Source organism: Kitasatospora aureofaciens (assembly GCF_001188955.3).
Lineage (GTDB): Bacteria > Actinomycetota > Actinomycetes > Streptomycetales > Streptomycetaceae > Kitasatospora > Kitasatospora aureofaciens.
In genome coordinates, this window is sequence record NZ_JPRF03000024.1 from 122,671 (window position 1) to 141,670 (window position 19,000).

21 protein-coding genes are annotated in these 19,000 nt (G+C 75.2%); 12 read left to right on the top strand and 9 right to left on the bottom strand.

The window, feature by feature from the left end; all coding sequences use genetic code 11:
• Nucleotides 1-16: 16 nt before the first annotated feature.
• On the bottom strand, nt 17-1,258 hold the full coding sequence (locus tag HS99_RS17270) for an MFS transporter (protein WP_046385825.1): 1,242 nt from the start codon (nt 1,256-1,258) through the stop codon (nt 17-19).
• 173 nt (nt 1,259-1,431) lie between these two features.
• Here HS99_RS17270 and HS99_RS17275 point away from each other — a divergent pair, with 173 nt between their 5' ends.
• From HS99_RS17275 to HS99_RS17320, 10 genes are all read left to right on the top strand, one after another.
• Nucleotides 1,432-2,640, top strand: coding sequence for an ROK family transcriptional regulator (locus tag HS99_RS17275; RefSeq protein WP_030550675.1), 1,209 nt, complete (start codon nt 1,432-1,434; stop codon nt 2,638-2,640).
• A gap of 124 nt (nt 2,641-2,764) precedes the next feature.
• Nucleotides 2,765-3,181, top strand: a complete 417-nt coding sequence (locus HS99_RS17280) for a TOBE domain-containing protein (RefSeq protein ID WP_030278789.1) — start codon at nt 2,765-2,767, stop codon at nt 3,179-3,181.
• A gap of 81 nt (nt 3,182-3,262) precedes the next feature.
• A complete protein-coding gene (locus tag HS99_RS17285) occupies nt 3,263-3,700 on the top strand; it encodes a hypothetical protein (protein ID WP_030550673.1) in 438 nt (145 codons plus the stop codon).
• Nucleotides 3,697-4,416 (top strand): glycerophosphodiester phosphodiesterase, encoded by a 720-nt coding sequence (locus HS99_RS17290; protein ID WP_030278785.1) that lies wholly within the window; start codon nt 3,697-3,699, stop codon nt 4,414-4,416. Before HS99_RS17285 ends, HS99_RS17290 begins: the two co-directional genes overlap by 4 nt.
• Nucleotides 4,413-5,498 (top strand): winged helix DNA-binding domain-containing protein, encoded by a 1,086-nt coding sequence (locus HS99_RS17295; RefSeq protein ID WP_043388142.1) that lies wholly within the window; start codon nt 4,413-4,415, stop codon nt 5,496-5,498. The genes HS99_RS17290 and HS99_RS17295 overlap by 4 nt, the downstream gene beginning before the upstream one ends.
• An 81-nt stretch (nt 5,499-5,579) precedes the next feature.
• Nucleotides 5,580-6,662, top strand: coding sequence for an AI-2E family transporter (locus HS99_RS17300; RefSeq protein ID WP_223886156.1), 1,083 nt, complete (start codon nt 5,580-5,582; stop codon nt 6,660-6,662).
• A gap of 71 nt (nt 6,663-6,733) precedes the next feature.
• Entirely contained in the window at nt 6,734-7,615 is an 882-nt protein-coding gene (locus HS99_RS17305; protein ID WP_030550668.1) for a Vgb family protein, read from the top strand.
• A 237-nt stretch (nt 7,616-7,852) separates the two neighbouring features.
• Nucleotides 7,853-9,598 (top strand): aa3-type cytochrome oxidase subunit I, encoded by a 1,746-nt coding sequence (gene ctaD, locus HS99_RS17310; protein WP_050367185.1) that lies wholly within the window; start codon nt 7,853-7,855, stop codon nt 9,596-9,598.
• A gap of 101 nt (nt 9,599-9,699) precedes the next feature.
• Nucleotides 9,700-10,233 carry a hypothetical protein gene (locus HS99_RS44110; RefSeq protein WP_063737870.1) on the top strand — a complete coding sequence of 178 codons (534 nt, stop codon included), beginning with the start codon at nt 9,700-9,702 and terminating at the stop codon, nt 10,231-10,233.
• A gap of 145 nt (nt 10,234-10,378) precedes the next feature.
• Entirely contained in the window at nt 10,379-11,089 is a 711-nt protein-coding gene (locus tag HS99_RS17320; protein WP_046386296.1) for a response regulator, read from the top strand.
• Between the two features lie 50 nt (nt 11,090-11,139).
• Here the strand turns inward: HS99_RS17320 and HS99_RS17325 are convergent, their stop codons facing one another.
• Complete coding sequence (locus HS99_RS17325) at nt 11,140-12,843, bottom strand: sensor histidine kinase (protein WP_030550664.1); 1,704 nt, start codon at nt 12,841-12,843, stop codon at nt 11,140-11,142.
• Nucleotides 12,844-13,201: 358 nt separating this feature from the next.
• On the opposite strand from HS99_RS17325, the gene HS99_RS17330 reads away from it, so the two are divergent.
• Nucleotides 13,202-14,059, top strand: a complete 858-nt coding sequence (locus HS99_RS17330; protein ID WP_030550662.1) for a universal stress protein — start codon at nt 13,202-13,204, stop codon at nt 14,057-14,059.
• A 131-nt stretch (nt 14,060-14,190) separates the two neighbouring features.
• Here HS99_RS17330 and HS99_RS17335 read toward each other — a convergent pair whose 3' ends face one another.
• The 5 genes from HS99_RS17335 to HS99_RS17350 all read right to left on the bottom strand — a co-directional run bounded on the left by HS99_RS17335 (nt 14,191) and on the right by HS99_RS17350 (nt 17,925).
• The gene (locus HS99_RS17335) at nt 14,191-14,706 is read right to left on the bottom strand and encodes a copper chaperone PCu(A)C (RefSeq protein ID WP_051835463.1); all 516 of its coding nucleotides are present in this window, start codon (nt 14,704-14,706) and stop codon (nt 14,191-14,193) included.
• Entirely contained in the window at nt 14,703-16,973 is a 2,271-nt protein-coding gene (locus HS99_RS17340) for a heavy metal translocating P-type ATPase (RefSeq protein ID WP_370863263.1), read from the bottom strand. Before HS99_RS17340 ends, HS99_RS17335 begins: the two co-directional genes overlap by 4 nt.
• The gene (locus tag HS99_RS43390; protein ID WP_158713983.1) at nt 16,970-17,131 is read right to left on the bottom strand and encodes a hypothetical protein; all 162 of its coding nucleotides are present in this window, start codon (nt 17,129-17,131) and stop codon (nt 16,970-16,972) included. The genes HS99_RS17340 and HS99_RS43390 overlap by 4 nt, the downstream gene beginning before the upstream one ends.
• A 97-nt stretch (nt 17,132-17,228) precedes the next feature.
• The gene (locus HS99_RS45000; protein ID WP_157846552.1) at nt 17,229-17,384 is read right to left on the bottom strand and encodes a hypothetical protein; all 156 of its coding nucleotides are present in this window, start codon (nt 17,382-17,384) and stop codon (nt 17,229-17,231) included.
• A gap of 136 nt (nt 17,385-17,520) precedes the next feature.
• Nucleotides 17,521-17,925 (bottom strand): PIN domain-containing protein, encoded by a 405-nt coding sequence (locus tag HS99_RS17350; RefSeq protein ID WP_030278759.1) that lies wholly within the window; start codon nt 17,923-17,925, stop codon nt 17,521-17,523.
• Nucleotides 17,926-17,987: 62 nt separating this feature from the next.
• Between HS99_RS17350 and HS99_RS17355 the strand changes: the two genes are divergently transcribed.
• Nucleotides 17,988-18,167, top strand: coding sequence for a hypothetical protein (locus tag HS99_RS17355; protein ID WP_030550650.1), 180 nt, complete (start codon nt 17,988-17,990; stop codon nt 18,165-18,167).
• Nucleotides 18,168-18,196: 29 nt separating this feature from the next.
• Here HS99_RS17355 and HS99_RS17360 read toward each other — a convergent pair whose 3' ends face one another.
• Together HS99_RS17360 and HS99_RS45005 are read right to left on the bottom strand one after the other, a co-directional pair.
• Nucleotides 18,197-18,610, bottom strand: coding sequence for a PPOX class F420-dependent oxidoreductase (locus tag HS99_RS17360; RefSeq protein WP_046387164.1), 414 nt, complete (start codon nt 18,608-18,610; stop codon nt 18,197-18,199).
• A 48-nt stretch (nt 18,611-18,658) separates the two neighbouring features.
• A partial coding sequence (locus tag HS99_RS45005; protein WP_370863265.1) for a hypothetical protein occupies nt 18,659-19,000 on the bottom strand: 342 nt, incomplete at its 5' end.

Genomic DNA, 19,000 nt, shown 5'->3' on the forward strand with positions numbered 1-19,000 from the left:
CCCGGCGAATGGTCGGTCATATCGCGGAGAGATCTTTTCCGGAAGTGTTTCCCGGCGACGACGCGGTCACCTTGTTGTCGGTGGAATCCGGTTCGGCCCGGCGCAGTGCCCCGGCGCTCAGCAGCAGGGCGAAGGCGAGCAGCGTGACGAGTCCGAAGGAGACGGTGAGCGAGGTGGCCTGGGCGAGGGCGCCGATCACGGCTGGGGCGACCAGGCCGGAGGTGTAGGTGACGGTGGCGACGCCCGCGATGGCCTGGCTGGGGTTGCTGCCGATCCGTCCGGCGGCGGCGAAGGCGAGCGGCACGATCACCGCGATGCCGACGCCGATCAGGGCGAAGCCGGGGATGGCCAGCGCCGGGTGGTCGGCGGCCACCACCAGGACGCCGCCGAGGGTGGCGGTCGCACCGCCCAGCCGGGTGGCGCGGACGGCGCCGAGGCGGCGGATCACCGCGTCCCCGGCCAGGCGGCTGACCGCCATGGTGAGCGAGAAGGCGGTGTAGGAGGCGGCCGCGAGGGTGGCGGAGGCGCCGGTGACGGTCTTGAGGTAGACGCCGCTCCAGTCCATCGAGGCGCCCTCGGCGAACACCGCGCAGAAGCCGACCAGTCCGATCACCAGCGAGCTGCGCGGCGGCAGGGCGAAGTGCGGCGGCTCCTCCGCCGCCTCGGGCGCCCGGAAGTCCGGCAGGCTCCGGCAGACCGGCTGGGCGAGGGCGAGCAACACCAGGGCGGTGACGGCCAGTTGGAGCCGGGCGTCGAGGTCCAGGTGGGCGGCCAGGATGCCGAAGCCGGAGGCCAGCAGTCCACCCGCGCTCCACATCCCGTGAAGCCCGGACATGATCGAGCGGCCGAGGCACCGCTCGATCTCCACGCCCTGGGCGTTCATCGCGACGTCCGCTGTGCCCGCGGTGGCGCCGTACACCAGTAGCACCGCGCACAGCGCCGGCAGTGAGGGGGCGAGCGCGGGCAGGGCGAGGGCCAGGCACCAGAGCGAGATCAGCCCGCGCACCGCGGCCCGGCCGCCGTGGCGATGGACGAAGCGCCCGGCGAGCGGCATCGCGAGGGAGGAGCCTATGGCGGGCATCACCAGGGCCAGGCCGAGCTGGCCGGGGGAGAGGTCCAGCCGGTCCTGGATCCACGGGATGCGGGTGACGAAGGTGCCGCTGACGGCGCCGTGCACGCCGAAGACCAGCGCGATGCTCAGCCGGGAGCGGCGTGGGTCGGCGAGTGGTTCCGGGGTTTGCGGGGTCGTGACTGTCATGCGGCGTTCCCTCCCGGTCGCGCGTGGCGGGGCGCGACGGTGCCCTGTGGGTGGTCTACGTGCAGGCCGACGGGTCCGCGCGGCGGGGTGGGCCGTCCGGCGGTTCGTGCGATCGGTTCGATAAATTATCAGGAAGGGACCCTGATAGAAACACTCTGGAAGGATGACCGGCCATGACCACCGCGCGTACGGCCACGCCGAGCACCGCCCGGGCGATCAACGACCGCCTGGCGCTCAACCTCCTGCTCGAACAGGGTCCGCTCACCGCGACCGAGCTGCGCGACCTCACCGGCCTGTCCCGGCCGACCGTCGCCGACCTGCTCGACCGCCTCCAGCGCACCGGCCTGGTGGCCGTCGTCGGCGAGCGCGGCGAACAGCGGCGCGGCCCCAACGCCCGGCTCTACGCGCTGGTCGCCTCCCGCGCCCACATCGCCGCCTTCGACGTCCGCGAGGGCGGGGTCAGCCTGGTCGTCGCCGACCTCGCCGGGCGCAGCCTCGCCACCGCGGAGGTGCCGGTCGAGGCGTCGGCCGAGGCGTCGGGCGTAGGTGCAGCCGACGCGGGCGTCGCCGAGAGGATCGTCCGCACCCTGCTGGAGACCGCGCGCGGCGCCGGGGTCGAGCAGCTGCACACCGTCGCGGTCGGTGCCCCCGGCCTGGTCGACCCCGCCACCGGCCGACTGCACAGCACCGGCAAGCTCCCCGGCTGGCACGCCGAACTCCTCACCGCACTGCGGGAGTTGCCCGGCACCGATGTCATCCTGGAGAACGAGGTCAACCTGGCCGGCCGGGCCGAGTACCGGGTCGGCGCCGCGCGCGACCGCGACACCTTCGTGCTGATGTGGCTCGGCCACAGCGTCGGCGCCGCCGTCATCCTGGACGGCCGGCTGCGCCGGGGCTTCTCCGGCGGTACCGGCGAGATCTGCTTCCTGCCCGTCCCCGGCACGGTCGGGCTGCCCAGCGCCGACAGCTGCGAGGGCGGATTCCACGGCCTGGTCGGCAGCGCCGCGATCTGCGCGCTCGCCCGCAGCCACGGGCTGTCCGCCGACCCGGCCGGGGACGCGTCCGCCGCCGAGGCCGCCGTGCGCACCGCACTGGCCGCCGGTGCGGCGGGCGAGGCGTTCCTGGACGAGCTGGCCGAGCGGATCGCGCTCGGCGCGGCCGCGCTCTGCGTGGTGCTCGACCCGGGCTGCGTGGTGCTCGGCGGCGAGATCGGCCGGGCCGGCGGCGCCGAGCTGGCCGGCCGGGTCGAACGGCGGCTGGCCGGGTTCTCCCCGCTGCGCACCGAGGTGCGGGCCGGTACGGCGGGCGGCGGGGCGGTGCTCGCCGGGGCGGTGCTCACCGCCGGGGACGCCGTGCGGCGGGACCTGTTCGGCGAGCCGTAGGCCGTGCCGCCGTGCCGCCTCCGTGGGCTGGTCCGGGGCTGTTTCCCGTCGGCGTGCCCGGTACGGCAGGATGGCGGACGGGGGGCGCGTACCCCGTACCTCGAACCACCGTCAGGAGTCGCACATGGGCCAGCCCGAGCTGCCGGTCAACCCGTACCGCATCGGTGAGGCGGCGGCGCTGCTCGGCGTCAGCGCGGACACCATGCGGCGCTGGGTGGACGCCGGGCGGCTCGCCGCCGTGCGGGACGAGCACGGGCACCGGATCATCCCCGGGGCCGAGCTCGCCGCCTTCGCCCGCGAGCTGGCCCGGCCGGAGAACGCCGAGGCCGAGGGCCGGCCGTCCTCGGCGCGCAACCGCTTCCCCGGGATCATCACCCATGTGGTGCTCGGCGACGTGGCCGCGCAGGTGGAGGTGCAGGCCGGGCCGTTCCGGGTGGTGTCGCTGATCAGCCGGGAGTCGGCGGAGGAGCTGAACCTGGTGCCGGGCGCACCCGCCACGGCGGTCATCAAGTCGACCAATGTGATGATCGAGCGGCGTTAGCCACCTCCCTTCCGATTCCCTTCCGACTCCCCGCCGAGCCACACCGAAGAACCGAAGACGAGTCCCGACCGAGAGGCCCGGATGCCGCCCCCGCACCTGCCGACCACCCAGAGCGCCGTGCTGGCGATCGAGGCCGTCGCCGCCCGGCACGGCCGCGCCGTGCGGGCCCAGCACGACGTCGGGAGCGACCGGACCTTCGCCGGGCTGGTCGGCCACGAGGACGGACCGGACGCCATCCCGCACGAAGCCCTGCTGGAGTTCGACGGCAGCCCGCGCACCGCCGTCCGGCTGTTCACCCACGACGAGGTGACCGTGACCGTCGAGGGCATCCCCTTCGACGTCCCGCGCGACAGCGTCCCGGCCTTCCTGAACTCCGTCTGGTCCGGCCTGGTGCACGTCAGGGCGCGGACCTTCCCGCCGTCCACCACCCTGATCGTCACCGTCCCGGGGGAAGCCGGCTACCGCGAGTCCCTCGGCCTCCACGACCTCACCCCCTGGCTGTCCGGAAGGATCCGATGAGCCCCGCCGCCCCCGCCGACCGCCGCCCGGTGCTCGCCGTCGCCCACCGCGGCGACCCGTACCGCCACCGCGAGAACACCCTGCCCTCCGTCGAGTCCGCGCTCGCCGCCGGGGCCGACGCCGTCGAGGTGGACGTCCAGCTCACCCGCGACAAGGTGCCGGTGCTGCTGCACGACCCCACCCTGGAACGGCTCTGGGGCGACCCGCGCTCGATCGGCCGGGTCACCACCGAGCAGCTGGACGAGCTGCGGCAGGGGGAACTGGCCGTCCCCACCCTCGCCGAGGCGATCAAGGCCGTGGCGGAAGCCAACGGCCCGCGCCTGCTCATCGACCTGGACGACCCCGGCCCGGCCGCCGCCACCTGGTCCGTCGTCACCGGGCTCGGTGCCGAGGCGCTGGTCGCCTTCTGCGGCCACACCACCGCCATGCTCGCCGTGCGCGAGCTCAGCCCGGACGCCGAGATCGCGCTCACCTGGAAGCAGCCGCGGATGCCCGCGCCCGCCCTGCTGCGCGACCTGCGCCCGCGCTTCCTCAACCCGCCGTTCGGTCTGGTCACCCCCCGGTTCGTCGGGGAAGCGACGGACGAGGGACTCGCCGTCTCCACCTGGACCGCCGACCTGCGCCGCACCATGCGCCGACTGCGCGACACCGGCGCCGCCTCCATCACCACCAACCGGATCTCCGTGCTGCGCTCCGTCGTGGACGGCCGCCGGTGACGGTGCTCGGCACCCGCGCCCTGAGCCGCGCACTGCTGGCCCGTCAGCACCTGCTCGCCCGTACCGACCGGACACCCCTGGAGGTGATCCACCACCTCGGCGGCCTCCAGGCCCAGGCCGCCCCCCAGCCGCCGTACCTCGGGCTGCTCTCCCGGCTGGACGGCTTCGCCCCGGAGCAGCTCACCGGGTTGATCGAACAGCGGGCGGTGGTCCGGATCGCGCTCCAGCGCGGTACCATCCACCTGGTCACCGCCGAGGACTGCCTGACCCTGCGTCCGCTGCTCCAGCCCGTCCTGGACCAGGCCCTGCGGACCACCTACGGCAAGCGGCTGGCCGGACTCGACCTGGCCGTGCTGGCCGCCGAGGCCCGCGCCCTGGTCGAGGAGGAGCCGCGCACCTTCCAGCGGCTCGGCGCGCTGCTGGCCGCCACCCGCCCGGACCGCGACCCGGCGGCGCTGGCCCAGGCCGCGCGGTGCCTGCTGCCGCTGGTCCAGGTGCCGCCGCGGGGACTGTGGGGGCGCGGCGGACCGGCCGCCCACACCACCGCCGAGGCCTGGCTCGGCCGCCCGCTCGACCCCGAGCCCTCGCCGGACGGCCTGGTGCTGCGCTACCTCGCCGCCTTCGGCCCGGCCGGCGCGGCGGACCTGAGGAAGTGGTGCGGCCTTCCCGGCCTCGGCCCCGTCCTGCAGCGGGTCGCGCCGCGGCTGCTGACCTTCCGGGACGAGCAGGGCCGGCTGCTGTACGACCTGCCGCAGGCGCCCCGGCCGGAGCCGGACGCCCCGGCGCCGGTGCGGCTGGTCGCGCCGTTCGACAACCTGCTGCTCTCCCACGCCGACCGGAGCCGGGTGCTGCCGGAGGAGTACAAGGGGCGGGTGATGACCCGGAACGGGCTGGTGCCCGGCACCCTGCTGGTGGACGGGCTGGTCGCCGGGACGTGGGGGCTGACGGGGGAGCGGGAGGTGGCCGTCCAGCCGTTCGTCCGCCTGGCGCCGGCGGACCGCGAGGCGGCGGAGGCGGAGGCGCACCGCGTACTGGCCTTCGCGGGCGGGGGCGGGGCGGTGCGGATCGAGGCGGTGGGCTAGCCACCACAACGGGCGGATCGTCAGATTCTCTGTTGAGATGGGTCGGTTCGGACTCAACGACGACCCCCGTCGGAGGCTGCCGTGTCCGTGGAGCGCCCGCCCGGTGGGCGGCCCGACCACCGCAGGCCGTACCTGATGCTGCCGCCCGCCGTGCGGTGTGCGGCGGCCTGGTCGGTGGCGGTGATCCTGCTGATCACCGTGGGCTCCCTGGTGGTGTTCGCGCTGGTCGAGCTGAGGGCCGCCACCGTGCCGTTCCTCCTGGCGCTGCTGGGGGCCTCACTGCTCCACCCGGTGGTGCCCTGGCTGGTGCGGCGGGGGCTGAGCCGGAGCCTGGCGGCCGGGCTGACCTGCCTGGTGCTGGTGGTCGCGGTGGTCGGGGTGGTCGCCCTGCTGGTCAACTCCCTGGTGCACAGCGCCCCGCAGATCGCCGCCTCGCTCCCGGCCGCCGGGCAGCGGCTGGCCCGGTGGCTCGGACCGTTCGGGGCGAAGATCCAGCACGCGCTGGAGAACGCCAAGGGCGAGACCAACTCGCTGGTCTCGACGCTGACCAACGGCGTGCTCTCCGGGCTCGGCCTGCTCACCCAGCTGATCACCGGCGCGGTGCTGGCCCTGGCGCTGGTCTTCTTCTTCCTGCGCGACGGCCACCGCACCGGTGACGCCATCCGCGCCACCCTGCCCGGGCGCGGCGCCGAGACCGTGGTCGCCTGCGCCGACCGTGCCTTCGACGCGATGGCGGGCTTCATGCGCGGCACCACGCTGATCGCCCTGATCGACGCGGCCTTCATCACCGTCGGCCTGCTCGCCCTCGGCGTCCCCGGCGCCGCGGGCCTGGGCGCGCTGGTCTTCATGGGGGCGTACATCCCGTTCGTCGGCGCGTTCCTGTCCGGCACGGTGGCGGTGCTGGTCGCGCTGGCCGACGGCGGGCTCGGCACCGCGCTGTGGGCGCTCGGTGTGGTGCTGACGGTCCAGATGATCGAGGGCAACATCCTCCAGCCGGTCATCCAGAGCCGCACGGTCGAGCTGCACCCGGCGACCATCATGGTCGCCGTCGTGGCCGGTTCCGGCATCGCGGGCATCATCGGCGCACTGCTGGCGGTGCCGGTGTGCGCGGCGGGCATGGGCGTGGTCTCGGTCCTCCGGGGGCTGCCGGGCGGGCGCGAGTGACCTGGTTGCCCCCGGTAGGGCAGGTGTGCGAGCATCGCTAATGCGACGGGAGTCGCGATAGGGATGGAGGGGTGCGGGTGGAACTGTTCGAGGTGGCCGGGGCGGGGGACGGGCCGTACGGGATTGCCGTCGGCCCCGACGGGGGCGTGTGGTTCACCCTGGTGCACGCCGGGGAGATCGGGCGGCTGGGCGCCGACGGGGCGGTGGAACGCCTCGGGCTGGGGGCGCCGGGGTGCGGCCCCTCGGTGATCACCGTGGGGCCGGACGGGGCGCTGTGGTTCAGCCGGATGCGGGACCACCGGATCGGGCGGATCACCGTGGACGGGAAGATCTCGTCGTACGGGCTGCCGACCGGGGACGCCGGGCCGTACGGGATCGCCGCCGGACCGGACGGGGCACTGTGGTTCACCGAACTCAACGCCCATCGGGTCGGGCGGATCACGGTGGACGGGGAGGTGGCCGAGTATCCGCTGCCGCAGGCCGGGGCCTTCCCCTCGGTGATCACCGCCGGGGCCGACGGCGCGCTGTGGTGCACCCTCAACCAGGCCGACGCGATCGCCCGGGTGAGTGTCCACGGCGAGGTGACCGTCCACCGGCTGCCCACCGGGGGCACCGCGCCGGTCGGGATCACCGCCGGGGCCGACGGCGCGCTCTGGTACGTCGGGATCGGCGGTGGACTGGTCGGGCGGATCACGGTGGACGGGCAGGTCACCGAGTACCCGCTCGCCGACCGCGCGGCCAAGCCGCACGCGATCGCCGCCGGGCCGGACGGACGGCTGTGGTTCACCGAGTGGGGCGCAGGCCGGATCGGCGTGCTCACCCCGGACGGGCGGCTGGACGGCCACCCGATCCCGGGCCCCGGCGCCGAACCGCACGGGATCGCCGTCGGCCCGGACGGGGCGGTGTACGCGGCCCTGGAGCGCGGGCAGATCGCCCGGTTGGCGGGCGCGTGAACTGACCGGGCGCCAACTCCGGTCAGACCGCCGGCGGACCGCAGGGCCCGACGGGAAGTCCCGGGTGCGGTGCGGAACTCGGGCCCAGCGGCCCGGGCCGGGCGGGCCCAAGGGCCCTGGGGCGTACGTGGCGTGGATCCGGATCATGGATCGCCACCCATTCGCACGACGTTCCGAAGGAGTGCGTCCTTGAGCGCCACCCAGGCACAGGGCGACCCCACCCCGCCGCCGACGGCCCTGCCGCAACACCCGGTTCGGGCCAGGCGGCCCGGTTCGGCCGTGGTCAGGCTGTTGACCACCACCGACCACAAGACGATCGGCACCATGTACCTGGTGTCCTCGTTCGCGTTCTTCCTGATCGGCGGCATCCTCGCCCTGGTCATGCGCGCCGAACTCGCCCGGCCCGGAACGCAGATCCTCTCCAACGAGCAGTTCAACCAGGCCTTCACCATGCACGGCTCGGTGATGCTGCTGCTCTTCGCGATGCCACTGTTCACCGGCTTCGCCAACTGGATCATGCCGCTGCAGATCGGCGCGCCCGACGTGGCGTTCCCGCGCCTGAACATGCTGTCCTACTGGCTGTTCATGTTCGGCTCGCTGATCGCCGCCGCCGGTTTCGCCACCCCGCAGGGCGCCGCCGACTTCGGCTGGTTCCTCTACGCGCCGCTGTCCGACGCCGTCCACTCGCCGGGAGTCGGCTCCGACATGTGGATCATGGGCGTCACGCTGTCCGGCTTCGGCAGCATCTTCGGCGCGGTCAACTTCATCACCACCATCATCTGCATGCGCGCCCCCGGACTGACCATGTTCCGGATGTCCATCTTCTGCTGGAACGTGCTGCTGACCTCGGTGCTGGTGCTGCTGGTCTTCCCGGTGCTGGCCGCCGCGCTGCTCGCGCTCGAATGCGACCGCAAGTTCGGCTCGCACGTCTTCGACCCGGCCAACGGCGGGGCGATGCTCTGGCAGCACCTGTTCTGGTTCTTCGGGCATCCCGAGGTGTACATCCTGGCGCTGCCGTTCTTCGGCATAGTCTCGGAGGTCATCCCGGTGTTCAGCCGCAAGCCGATGTTCGGCTACGCGGGCCTGATCGCCGCCACGGTGGCCATCGCCGGGCTGTCGGTGACGGTGTGGGCGCACCACATGTACGTCACCGGGCAGGTGCTGCTGCCGTTCTTCTCCTTCATGACCTTCCTGATCGCCGTGCCGACCGGCGTCAAGTTCTTCAACTGGGTGGGCACCATGTGGAGGGGCTCGCTGAGCTTCGAGACGCCGATGCTGTGGACGGTCGGCTTCCTGGTCACCTTCCTGTTCGGCGGTCTGACGGGCGTGCTGCTCGCAGCCCCGCCGATCGACTTCCACGTCTCCGACTCGTACTTCGTCGTCGCCCACTTCCACTACACGCTGTTCGGCACGGTGGTGTACGCGATGTTCGCCGGCTTCCACTTCTGGTGGCCCAAGATGACCGGCAAGAAACTCGACGAGCGGCTCGGCCGGATCACCTTCTGGACGCTCACCGTCGGCTTCCACGCGACCTTCCTGGTGCAGCACTGGCTGGGCGCCGAGGGCATGCCCCGCCGGTACGCCGACTACCTCGCCTCGGACGGCTTCACCACCCTGAACACCGTGTCCACCATCGGGTCCTTCCTGCTCGGCCTGTCGATCCTGCCGTTCCTCTACAACGTCTGGAAGACCGCCAAGTACGGCGAGCGCGTCACCTCGGACGACCCCTGGGGCTGGGGCCGCTCGCTGGAGTGGGCCACCTCCTGCCCGCCGCCCCGGCACAACTTCGTCAGACTGCCCCGGATCCGCTCCGAATCCCCGGCCTTCGACCTCCACCACCCGGACATCGCGGCCCGGGACGTCCTGGAGCACACCGGGAAGCCGGCCAGGCACCTGGGCGGGGTGGAGCCGGTGAAGTACGACCGGCCGCTGACCCGGGCGCAGCGGGCCCAGACGTCCACGTCCTCTTCCGCCGACGGCTGAGGCCGTCACCCCGAACGGCCGTCCCCGCCCGTGCCGCCGCCCCCGGCGGGCGGGGGCGGCCCCCACCCTTCGTGATCCGTGCGCCCCAGGAAGGCCGGCCCATGACCCACACCGTGCTCGCCATCGGCACCGCCGCGCTCACCGCGAGCGGCTGCGTCTGGTACCTGCCCGCCATCGCCGACCTCCAGGCCGGCGCCGACCGGCCCCGCTCCACCCGTACGGCCGCGGCGGCCTGCGTGCTCTGGTGGGCGGCCCTCGCGCTGGCGGGCGGACTGCTGCTCGCCGTGCCCGACTGGCACCCGGCCGCTCAGGTGGCCATCACCGGACTGGTCGGTGGCACGGCCCTGCGGCTGCGGGCGGCTTGGGACCGGCGCGGAGAGCAGCGGGAGGGCGCGGCGCGCTGGGCCGCACTGGAGGGCGGCCCGGTGCCGCGCAGCGCCCGCCCGGCGGCCCCCGCCCTGGTGGGGTGGCTGGTGGTGGGGGCGGCGTTGGCTTCGCTGGGCGCGGTGGCGGTCCTGCTGTCCGCCGGGGGCGGGCTGGCCTCGAGGGTGGCGCTGGCGGGGGTGAGCGGGGCGGGCGTGGCGCTCGCGTTCCTGCTGGTGGGGCTGGGCAACGCCCGTCGGCAGGGGCGCTGAACGGCGTCCGGCCCGCGCCGTCGGAGGGACGGTGACGGGGACGGGCGAATGGGGTCGTTCGGCCCTGGGCCCCTGCCCTGACGCGCGGCATGATGCGATGGGCCCCGCTGTTCGTGTGCGGGGGTGACGAGGGCGGAGCCGCGTGATGGCGACCATGGCGGAGGGGGCCGAGGCATCGGCGCCGGTCCGGGTGTTCCTGCTGGACGACCACGAGGTGGTCCGCCGCGGGGTGTACGACCTGCTGGACGGCGAGCCGGACCTGGTGGTGGTCGGGGAGGCCGCGACGGCCGAGCAGGCGCTGGTCCGGGTGCCGGCGCTGCGGCCCGACGTGGCGGTGCTGGACGTGCGGCTGGGCGACGGGGACGGCGTCTCGGTCTGCCGTGAGCTGCGGTCGCGGATGCCCGACCTGGCCTGTCTGATGCTCACCTCCTTCGACGACGAGGAGGCGCTGCTGGACGCCGTGATGGCGGGCGCCGCCGGGTACGTGCTCAAGCAGATCAGCGGCACCGACCTGGTCGCCGCCGTCCGGACCGTCGCCTCCGGCCGTTCGATGCTCGACCCGGGCGCGGCCACCCGGCTGCTGAACCGCCTGCGCAGCGACGCCGAGCCGGCCCGACCGGTGACCGCCGGACCGGCCCTGACGGCGCGCGAGCAGGAAGTGCTGGCGCTGATCGGGGAGGGCCTGACCAACCGGCAGATCGGCGAGCGGCTCTACCTCGCCGAGAAGACGGTGAAGAACCACGTCTCCCGGCTGCTCGCCAAGCTCGGCGTGGAGCGCCGGGTGCAGGCGGCGCTGATCGCCACCGAGCTGCGGCAGTCCGCCGCCGCCCGGCCGTCCCCGCTGCGCCGCGGCTGACGGGCACCGGTGACCGGAACGCGTCCCCTACGCTGGGCGGCGCAGCCGGGTCACGACCCGAGCGGTGCCTCCCACACCAGGCGGGTGCCGCCGCCCTCGCCGTCCGCCGGGCCGAGGGTGAGCGCCCCGCCGACCCGTTCGGCGCGTTCGGCGAGGTTGCGCAGCCCGCTGCGCCGACCGCCCTCGGGGATGCCCACCCCGTCGTCCGCGACGCTGAGCACCAACCGTCCGGCCAGGGCGCGCAGGGTCACCTCGACCCGGGTCGCGCGGGCGTGGCGGGCGGCGTTGCTGAGCGCCTCCGCCAGGACGGCGACCACGTGCTCGGCGAGCTCCTGCGGGACGTCGGTGTCGAGCAGGCCCTCCATGCTCAGCCGGGGCGCGAGGCCGAGCGGGCCCTGCGCCTCGGTGACGACCCGGGTGGCGCGGGCGCGCAGGCCGCGGTCGGGTTCGCTGTGGGCGCGCAGGCCGAAGATGGTCGAGCGGATGATCTTGATGGTCTCGTCCAGGTCCGCCACCGCCCGGGCGACCCGGTCGGCGGCGGCCGGGCTGTCGATCAGCCGGCCCGCGCTCTGCAGCGTCATCCCGGTGGCGAACAGCCTCTGGATGGCCAGGTCGTGGAGGTCCCGGGCGATCCGGTCGCGGTCCTCCAGCAGGTTCAACTGCTCGGCGTCACGCCGCCGTTCGGCCAGCTCCAGGGCGAGCGCCGCCTGGTCCGCGAAGCCCAGCAGCGGCCCGGTCTCCTCCGGCCCGAAGGCGGCCTCGCCCCGCGCCCGGGCGAGCAGCAGCACACCGCGCCCGTACCCGGTGCCGGTGCCCAGCGGCACCGCGACGGCCGGGCCCAGCCCGTCGAAGCGGCCCGCCGGACCGGCCGCGAAGCGCGCGTCGCAGGCCAGTTCGTCGCTGGTCACCGGCGAGCCGGAGGCGTACGCGGCACCGGAGAGCGTGCCGTCCACCGGCACCGTCACCCCCAGCCGGGCCGAGGGCTCGGCGCCGAGTGCCACCTCCACCGCCAGCTCCTCGGCCCGTTCCTGCGGGCCGGCCAGCGCCACCGAGACGTCCGCCAGCTCGGCGCCGGCGATCTCCCGGGCCCGGTGGGCGATCAGCTCGACCACCTCCAGGCGAGGCGCGCCGGACAGCAGGCTGCGGGTGATCTCGGTGCTCGCCCGCAGCCAGCGCTGGCGCAGTTGCGCCTCCTCGTACAGCCGGGCGTTGTCGATCGCGACCCCGGCCGCGACGGCCAGGGTGGCGATCACCGCCTCGTCGTCCTCGTCGAAGTCCAGTCCGCCGCGCTTGTCGGTCAGGTAGAGGTTGCCGAACACCTCGCCGCGCACCCGCACCGGCACCCCCAGGAAGGTGTGCATCGGCGGGTGGTCGGGCGGGAAGCCGACCGAGGCCGGGTGGTCGGACAGCACCGGGCAGCGCAGCGGTCGGGGGTGGTGGATCAGTTCGCCGAGGATGCCCCGGCCGGAGGGCGGCGCGCCGATCCCCGCCATCTCCTCGTCGGACAGACCGACCGTCAGGAACTGCGACAGGCTGTGCCCGTCCGGGCCGATCACGCCCAGCGCGCCGTAACGGGCGTCCACCAGGTCGACGGCGGCCTCGACGATCCGGTGCAGCGCCTGCGCGAGGTCCAGCTCACGGCCGACCGCGAGCACCGCCTCCAGCAGGTTGTGCACCCGGTTCTGGGTGCCGCGCGCCGCGTCGATCCGCCACTGGAGCTCCTCCAACAGCTCGTCCAGGCGCAGCCGGGGCATCCGCGCGCCGCCACCCGCCGCGCTGCCGTCCCCTCCGCCCACCGCTGTCCTCCTCGTTCTCGGCCCGCGCTCGTACCCGCCCGGACCAGTCCTCGCCCCGACCGCCCACGCCGACTGGCGGAAGCGGCTCGGGCGCCGCTCCACCAGCGGGAATGTCGTGTCCACACGGTAGTGCCCGGGTGTCGGCGGGGTGGAGGGCGGGGTCGCCCGTAGTGTTCCGGCCGACGGGTCCTTCGTCCCGCGGGCAGAGGGCTTGCGGCCTCTGGCGGCGGGCCGTCGGCGGACGACAGGGTGGGAGCAGGGCGGACGGGGCGTCAGCGCGCACCGTTCCCGGCACCGAGACAGTGGAGGAACTCTGATGACGTCAACCGTGGTGGCCGGGATCGACGGCTCGCCGGCCAGCACCGCCGCCGCCCAGTGGGCCGCCGAGGAGGCGCGGCGCCGCGGGGCGACGCTGCGGCTGGTGCACGCCTGGCCGTGGCTGACCGACGGGGTGTCCTCCTACGCCGGACCCGACGACCTGCCGGCAGCCGCCCAGCGCATCCTGACCGAGGCCGCCGACACGGTCCGCGAAGCGCACCCCGAGCTGACCGTCCGCACCGACGCGGTGCTGGACGCCCCGGCGGACGGGCTGGTGGCGGCCGGCGCGGAGGCGGACCTGCTGGTGCTCGGCTCGCGCGGGCGCGGCGGCTTCACCGGGCTGCTGCTCGGCTCGGTCAGCATGGCGGTCGCCGGGCGCAGCGGCACGCCGGTGGTCGTGGTGCGGGACACCGGGCAGGGGCACGGGCCCTCCGGCGAGGTGGTGGTCGGCGTGGACGCCCACGCCCCCGAGGAGGAGGTGCTCGCCTTCGCCTTCCGCGAGGCCGCCCTGCGCGGCGCCCGGGTCCGGGCGGTGAACGGCTGGGACCTGCCGCCGCTGTTCGGCTACGCGGGCGGGGCCGTACCGGCGACACAGGTCGAGCAGCTGGAGGCGCTGGAGGCGAAGCTGCTGACGCTCGCCCTGGCCGGGCAGCGCGAGCAGCACCCGGCGGTGGAGGTGGTCGAGGACGTCCGGCTGGGCGCCGCCCGCGGGCTGGTGGAGACCTCCGCCGGGGCCGCCCTGGTGGTGGTCGGCCGACGCCGCCGTTCGATCGAGTTCGGCCCGCGCCTCGGCCGGGTCGCGCACGCGGCGCTGCACCACGCCGAGGCGCCGGTCGCGGTCGTGCCGCACGGCTGACGCGGACGGCCCGGCGGGCGGGGAGGTGGTCGTGCTCCCCGCCCGCCGGGGCCTTCTGCCCACAGGGTGCCTACCCGTCCGCCGGGCACTTCCCGCTCGCCGGGTCCTTCCCCGTCCGCCGGGCCGTCGGCTCAGCGCGGGCGCTCGCCGGGCGGCAGGACGGTGGCGGTCAGCCGCAGTGGCGGGCTGTGCCGGAAGGTGAGGGTGAACTCCACCCGTCGGCCGGGCTCCAGCGGGGGCGGGGCGGCGATCATCAGATCGGCGTCCTCGGGGGACATCGCCAGTACGCCCCGGCTGGGGACGGGCAGGGCGGGGGCCAGCTCCCAGCGGCCCGCCGCGCCCTGGTGCAGGTGCCGCTTCAGGGTGACCGGTCCGCCGAACTCCCAGCTGGCGCCGGTCAGTTCGTCGGGGACGTCGCCCGGGTTGCGGATCGTGAAGAAGGCCGAGGTGGCCGAGGCCGCGCCCGCCGTCGGCAGCAGCATCCAGCCGTCGTCGGCCTCCACCGGGCGCGGAGCCCCGGCGCCGCCGACGGCCGTCCAGCCGGTGAGGAGGGCCAGCGCCAGCGCCGCCGCGCCGACCGGCGGGCCCGCCGCCTTCAACCGCTCCGCCTTCAACCGCTTCGCCTCGAGCCGGTCCAGCGCCCTCACCGCCGGCCCCCCTGCCGCCGCTGCCCGCGCCCCGGTTCCCAGGTGCGCAGCCGCAGGCTGTTGCCCACCACCAGCAGCGAGCTGAGCGACATCGCGACCGCCGCCAGCATCGGGTTCAGCAGCCCGACGGCCGCCAGCGGGATCAGCACCAGGTTGTAGCCGAAGGCCCAGAGCAGGTTGGCCCGGATGGTGGCCAGGGTCTGCCGGGCGAGGCGCACCGCGTCCACCACCGCCTCGATCTCGCCGCGCACCAGGGTCAGCCCGGCTGCGCCGATCGCGGCGTCGCTGCCGGAGGCCAGGGCCACCCCGAGGTCGGCCGAGGCCAGGGCGACCGCGTCGTTGACGCCGTCGCCGACCACCGCCACCGTTCGTCCGGCGGCCCGCAGTTCGGCCACCACCTCGGCCTTGCGCTCGGGCGAGGCCGAGTCGTGCACCCGCTCGATGCCCAGTTCGGCGGCGACGGCCCGCGCGGCGCCCGGGCCGTCGCCGGTCAGCAGGACGGTCTCCAGGCCCATCCCGCGCAGCCGGTGGAGCGCTCGCCAGCTGCCCGAGCGCAGCGTGTCGCCGACCGCCAGCACGGCCGCCGCCCGACCGTCCAGCTCCACCAGTACGGCGGTGCGGCCCGCGTCCCCGGCCGCCGCGACGGCCCGGACGAGCTCCGGCGGCAGTGCGGCGGCGGCGGCGCCGTCCGGCCGGACGGCCCGGACCGACCGGCCCTCGACCGTGCCGGACACCCCGAGGCCGGTCGTGGCCGCGAAGCCGTCCACCGGCGGCAGGGCCCCGCAGCGTTCCCGGGCGGCCGCCGCCACGGCCCGTCCGATCGGGTGCTCCGAGCGGTGCTCGACCGCGCCCGCCAGCCGCAGCACCTCGTGCTCGGGGAGCCCGGTGAGGCCGTCGGTGACCGTCACCGCCGCCAGTTCCATCCGGCCGGTGGTCAGCGTGCCGGTCTTGTCCACCACGACGGTGTCCACCCGGCGCAGGCTCTCCAGCACCTCCGGCCCGCGCACCAGCACACCCAGCTCGGCGCCCCGGCCGGTCGCGGCGAGCAGCGCCGTCGGGGTGGCCAGGCCCAGCGCGCACGGGCAGGCCACCACCAGCACGGCGACCGCCGCCGTCACCGCCGCCTGCGGGGCCGCGCCCGCCCCCAGCCAGAAGCCCAGCACGCACACCGCGACGGTCAGCACACAGGGCACGAACACCCCGGCGACGGCGTCCGCCAGCCGCTGCGCCCGGGCCTTGCCGGCCTGGGCGTCGGCCACCAGCGCGGTGATCCGGGCCAGTTGGGTGTCCGCGCCGACGGCCGTGGCCCGTACCACCAGCGCCCCGCCGACGTTCACCGTCGCCCCGGCCACCCGGTCCCCGGGACCGACCTCGACGGGGACGCTCTCCCCGGTCAGCAGGCTCAGATCGAGTGCCGAACCGCCTTCGACCACCACCCCGTCGGTGGCCACCCGTTCCCCCGGCCGTACCACGAACTCCTGCCCGGGCAGCAGGAGTTCGATCGGTATCAGGCGCTCCTCGCCGCCCTGGGCCCGGACGCACACCTGTTTGGCGCCCAGCTCGGCCAGCGCCCGCAGCGCGGACCCGCTGCGGCGCCGCACCCGGCCTTCCAGCAGCCGTCCGGCCAGCACGAACAGCGGTACACCGACCGCCGCCTCCAGGTACACGTGCGCCGCGCCGCCGCCGTCGGCGGTCAGCGAGAACGGCATCCGCATGCCCAACTGCCCTGCGCCGCCCAGGAACAGGGCGTACGCCGACCAGCCGAAGGAGGCGACGACGCCCAGAGCGACCAGGGTGTCCATGGTCGCGGCGGCGTGCCGCAGCCCCCGCAAGGCCCGTCGGTGGAAGCCCGCCGAACCCCAGGTCACCACCGGGACGGCGAGCGCGAAGCAGACCCACTGCCAGGCGGTGAACTGCAGCGCGGGCACCATCGACAGCACCAGCACCGGGACGGCCGACAGGGCTGTCACCAGCAGCCGCCACCGCTCGTCCGGTTCCTCCTCCGCCGGTCCGCCGGGCAGCCCGGCTGGGGCCAACTCGGCGGTGTAGCCCGCCCGTTCGACAGCAGCGACCAGTTCCTCGACGGTCACCCCGGCCGGGTGCAGCACCCGGGCCCGCCCGGTCGCCAGGTTCACCCCGGCCGTCACCCCGTCGATCCGGCCCAGCCGCTTCTCGACCCGGCCCACGCACGCGGCGCAGGTCATCCCGCCGACCGCTAGATCGGTGGACACCAGCGCGTCGGAGTCCACCCCCGCGACCGGGCTCACCGCATCCCGCCCATGTCGTGCCCACCCGTCCCGGGCGAGGCCCCGCCGCCCCGGCTCGGCGTCAGCCCCGGCGCCACCGGCCCGGCCTGCCGCCCCACCGCGTACGCCACCACGAACACCACCACCAGCAGCAGGACGAATCCCGCCAGCACACTCAACGACCGGACTCCCGGCGATTTCGCACTCACCCCCCACCAGTCGGACGACCGGAGGGGTTGGTTCCCGCGCCTTCCGAGGTCGCTTCCGTCCCCGGCGTCACCCGGCATCCGGATGGGAGGGATTCCACAGCCGGTCGGCCTCGCCGCGGGCGAGGTGCTCCTCGTAGCTCCGCGCCTTCTCCCGCATCACCTCCAAGGCTCCCTGCCGCTCCCGGATCTGCGCCTCCACGTGCTCCTGGTGCCGGCGCAGCACCTCGAGCCGTGCTGACGTGTCAGGGGAGCGTCGTGCGCCTGGTGGAGATGCTCCCGCGCGAGGGCTGGGGCTTCGAGTTCACCGTGCACACCTCGGACCCGTCGATCCGCCGGGGGGGGGTAGCCGCCTCCCGGGATCACTGACTCCGGACGCTGCGGGGTCCGGTGACGTCGGCGCCCAACTCGGCGACACGGGCTCGCAGTGCGCGGTCGGCGGTGACCACCAGGCAGGCCCGCGCCGGATCTTCGGCGCGGGCCTCGCGGACCAGTTCCACGATCCGGTCGTCCCCGCTGCCGTCCGCCGGCACCACCCGGACCTCGGGCAGGCCGGTGACGCCCCGGGCCGCTCCTTCGACCACCAGCACCACCTCCAGCGGGCCGGGGTGCTCCGGCAGGCCCCGATCGGCGATCGCGACCAGGGAGTCCCGCAGGCGCTCGGCGGCGCCGTGCCGGTCGTGCCACCAGCCGTCGGGCACCGAGCCGACCACGTTCGCACCGTCCACCACCAGCAGGAGCAGCGGCGCGGTCTCGTACTGTTCCATGGCCGTCAAGCCTCCCACGGCGAACGGCAGCCGGGCGTCACCCCGGCCGGCCAGGCCGGAGGATGGAGCGGGGGATCGCCCAGGACACCCCCGCCCGTGCCCTGATCGACACCGGCGAGCACCAGCGCGCCGCCCGGCTGCTGCACGAGCGCGTCACCACCCGCCGCCCGCACGTCTACGAGGACCTCCTCCTCGCCCCGCGGAGCTCGACCGGCCCGCGGGCGCACGCCGACGACCGGTGACCTCCGACTCCGGAGGTCACCGGCCAGGGTCAGTCCGCCAGGGTGATCCGGATGCCGACGGTGCCGCGTTCGCCGCGGCGCAGGCGGCTGCCGAGCAGGGTGAGCACGCCGAGCAGGCCGTACTTCTGCCGCAGCAGGGTGCGGTAGGCGGCGGTGCGCTCCGGGCCGAGGATCTCGGCGGTGGCGGGGTACTGCCCGCCGGTCGGGTTGCCCTTGACGTCGCAGGGGCCGACCAGGACGTCGGCGCGGTTGCGGATCCGCTTGACCTTCCAGGAGTCCGTGACGGTCCAGATGCCGAGGGCCTCCCCGTCGCGGACGACCCACACGGGGGTCGGCACCGGGGTGCCGTCCTTCTTGTAGGTGGTGACGAGCAGGTAGCTGCCGGCGGAGAGGCTGACGATCCGGGCGAGCCGGTCCGAGGCGGCGGGGTCGGGCGTGGTCATGGCCGGAAGTCTAGGGCCTGGGCCCGGTTCCGCGGGCGCCGTCGCAGGTCAGCCCCGCCGGGGGCGGCGGCGCAGCAGGGCGAGGGTGCGGCGGGCCAGCCGCCGGTGGCTGCGGCTGCCGACGCCGGTGGAGCCGATGCCCATCACTCCGACGCCGCTGGGACCGCCGACGAGCATCGGTGCGGCCGGGGCGGCGGATGCGGTGGAACGGGCCGAGGCGCGGCGGCGGCCGACGGTACCGGCGGCGCCCCAGACGGCGAGTCCGGTGGCGAGCGCGGCCCCTGACCACAGCGCGGGCGCCAGCCCGGGGCCGCCGTGGAGGACGGGCGGGCGGGACCACGGCGGCAGGTCGGCGCCGCCGTTGCCGGCGGCCTGCGGGGTGTCGTATAA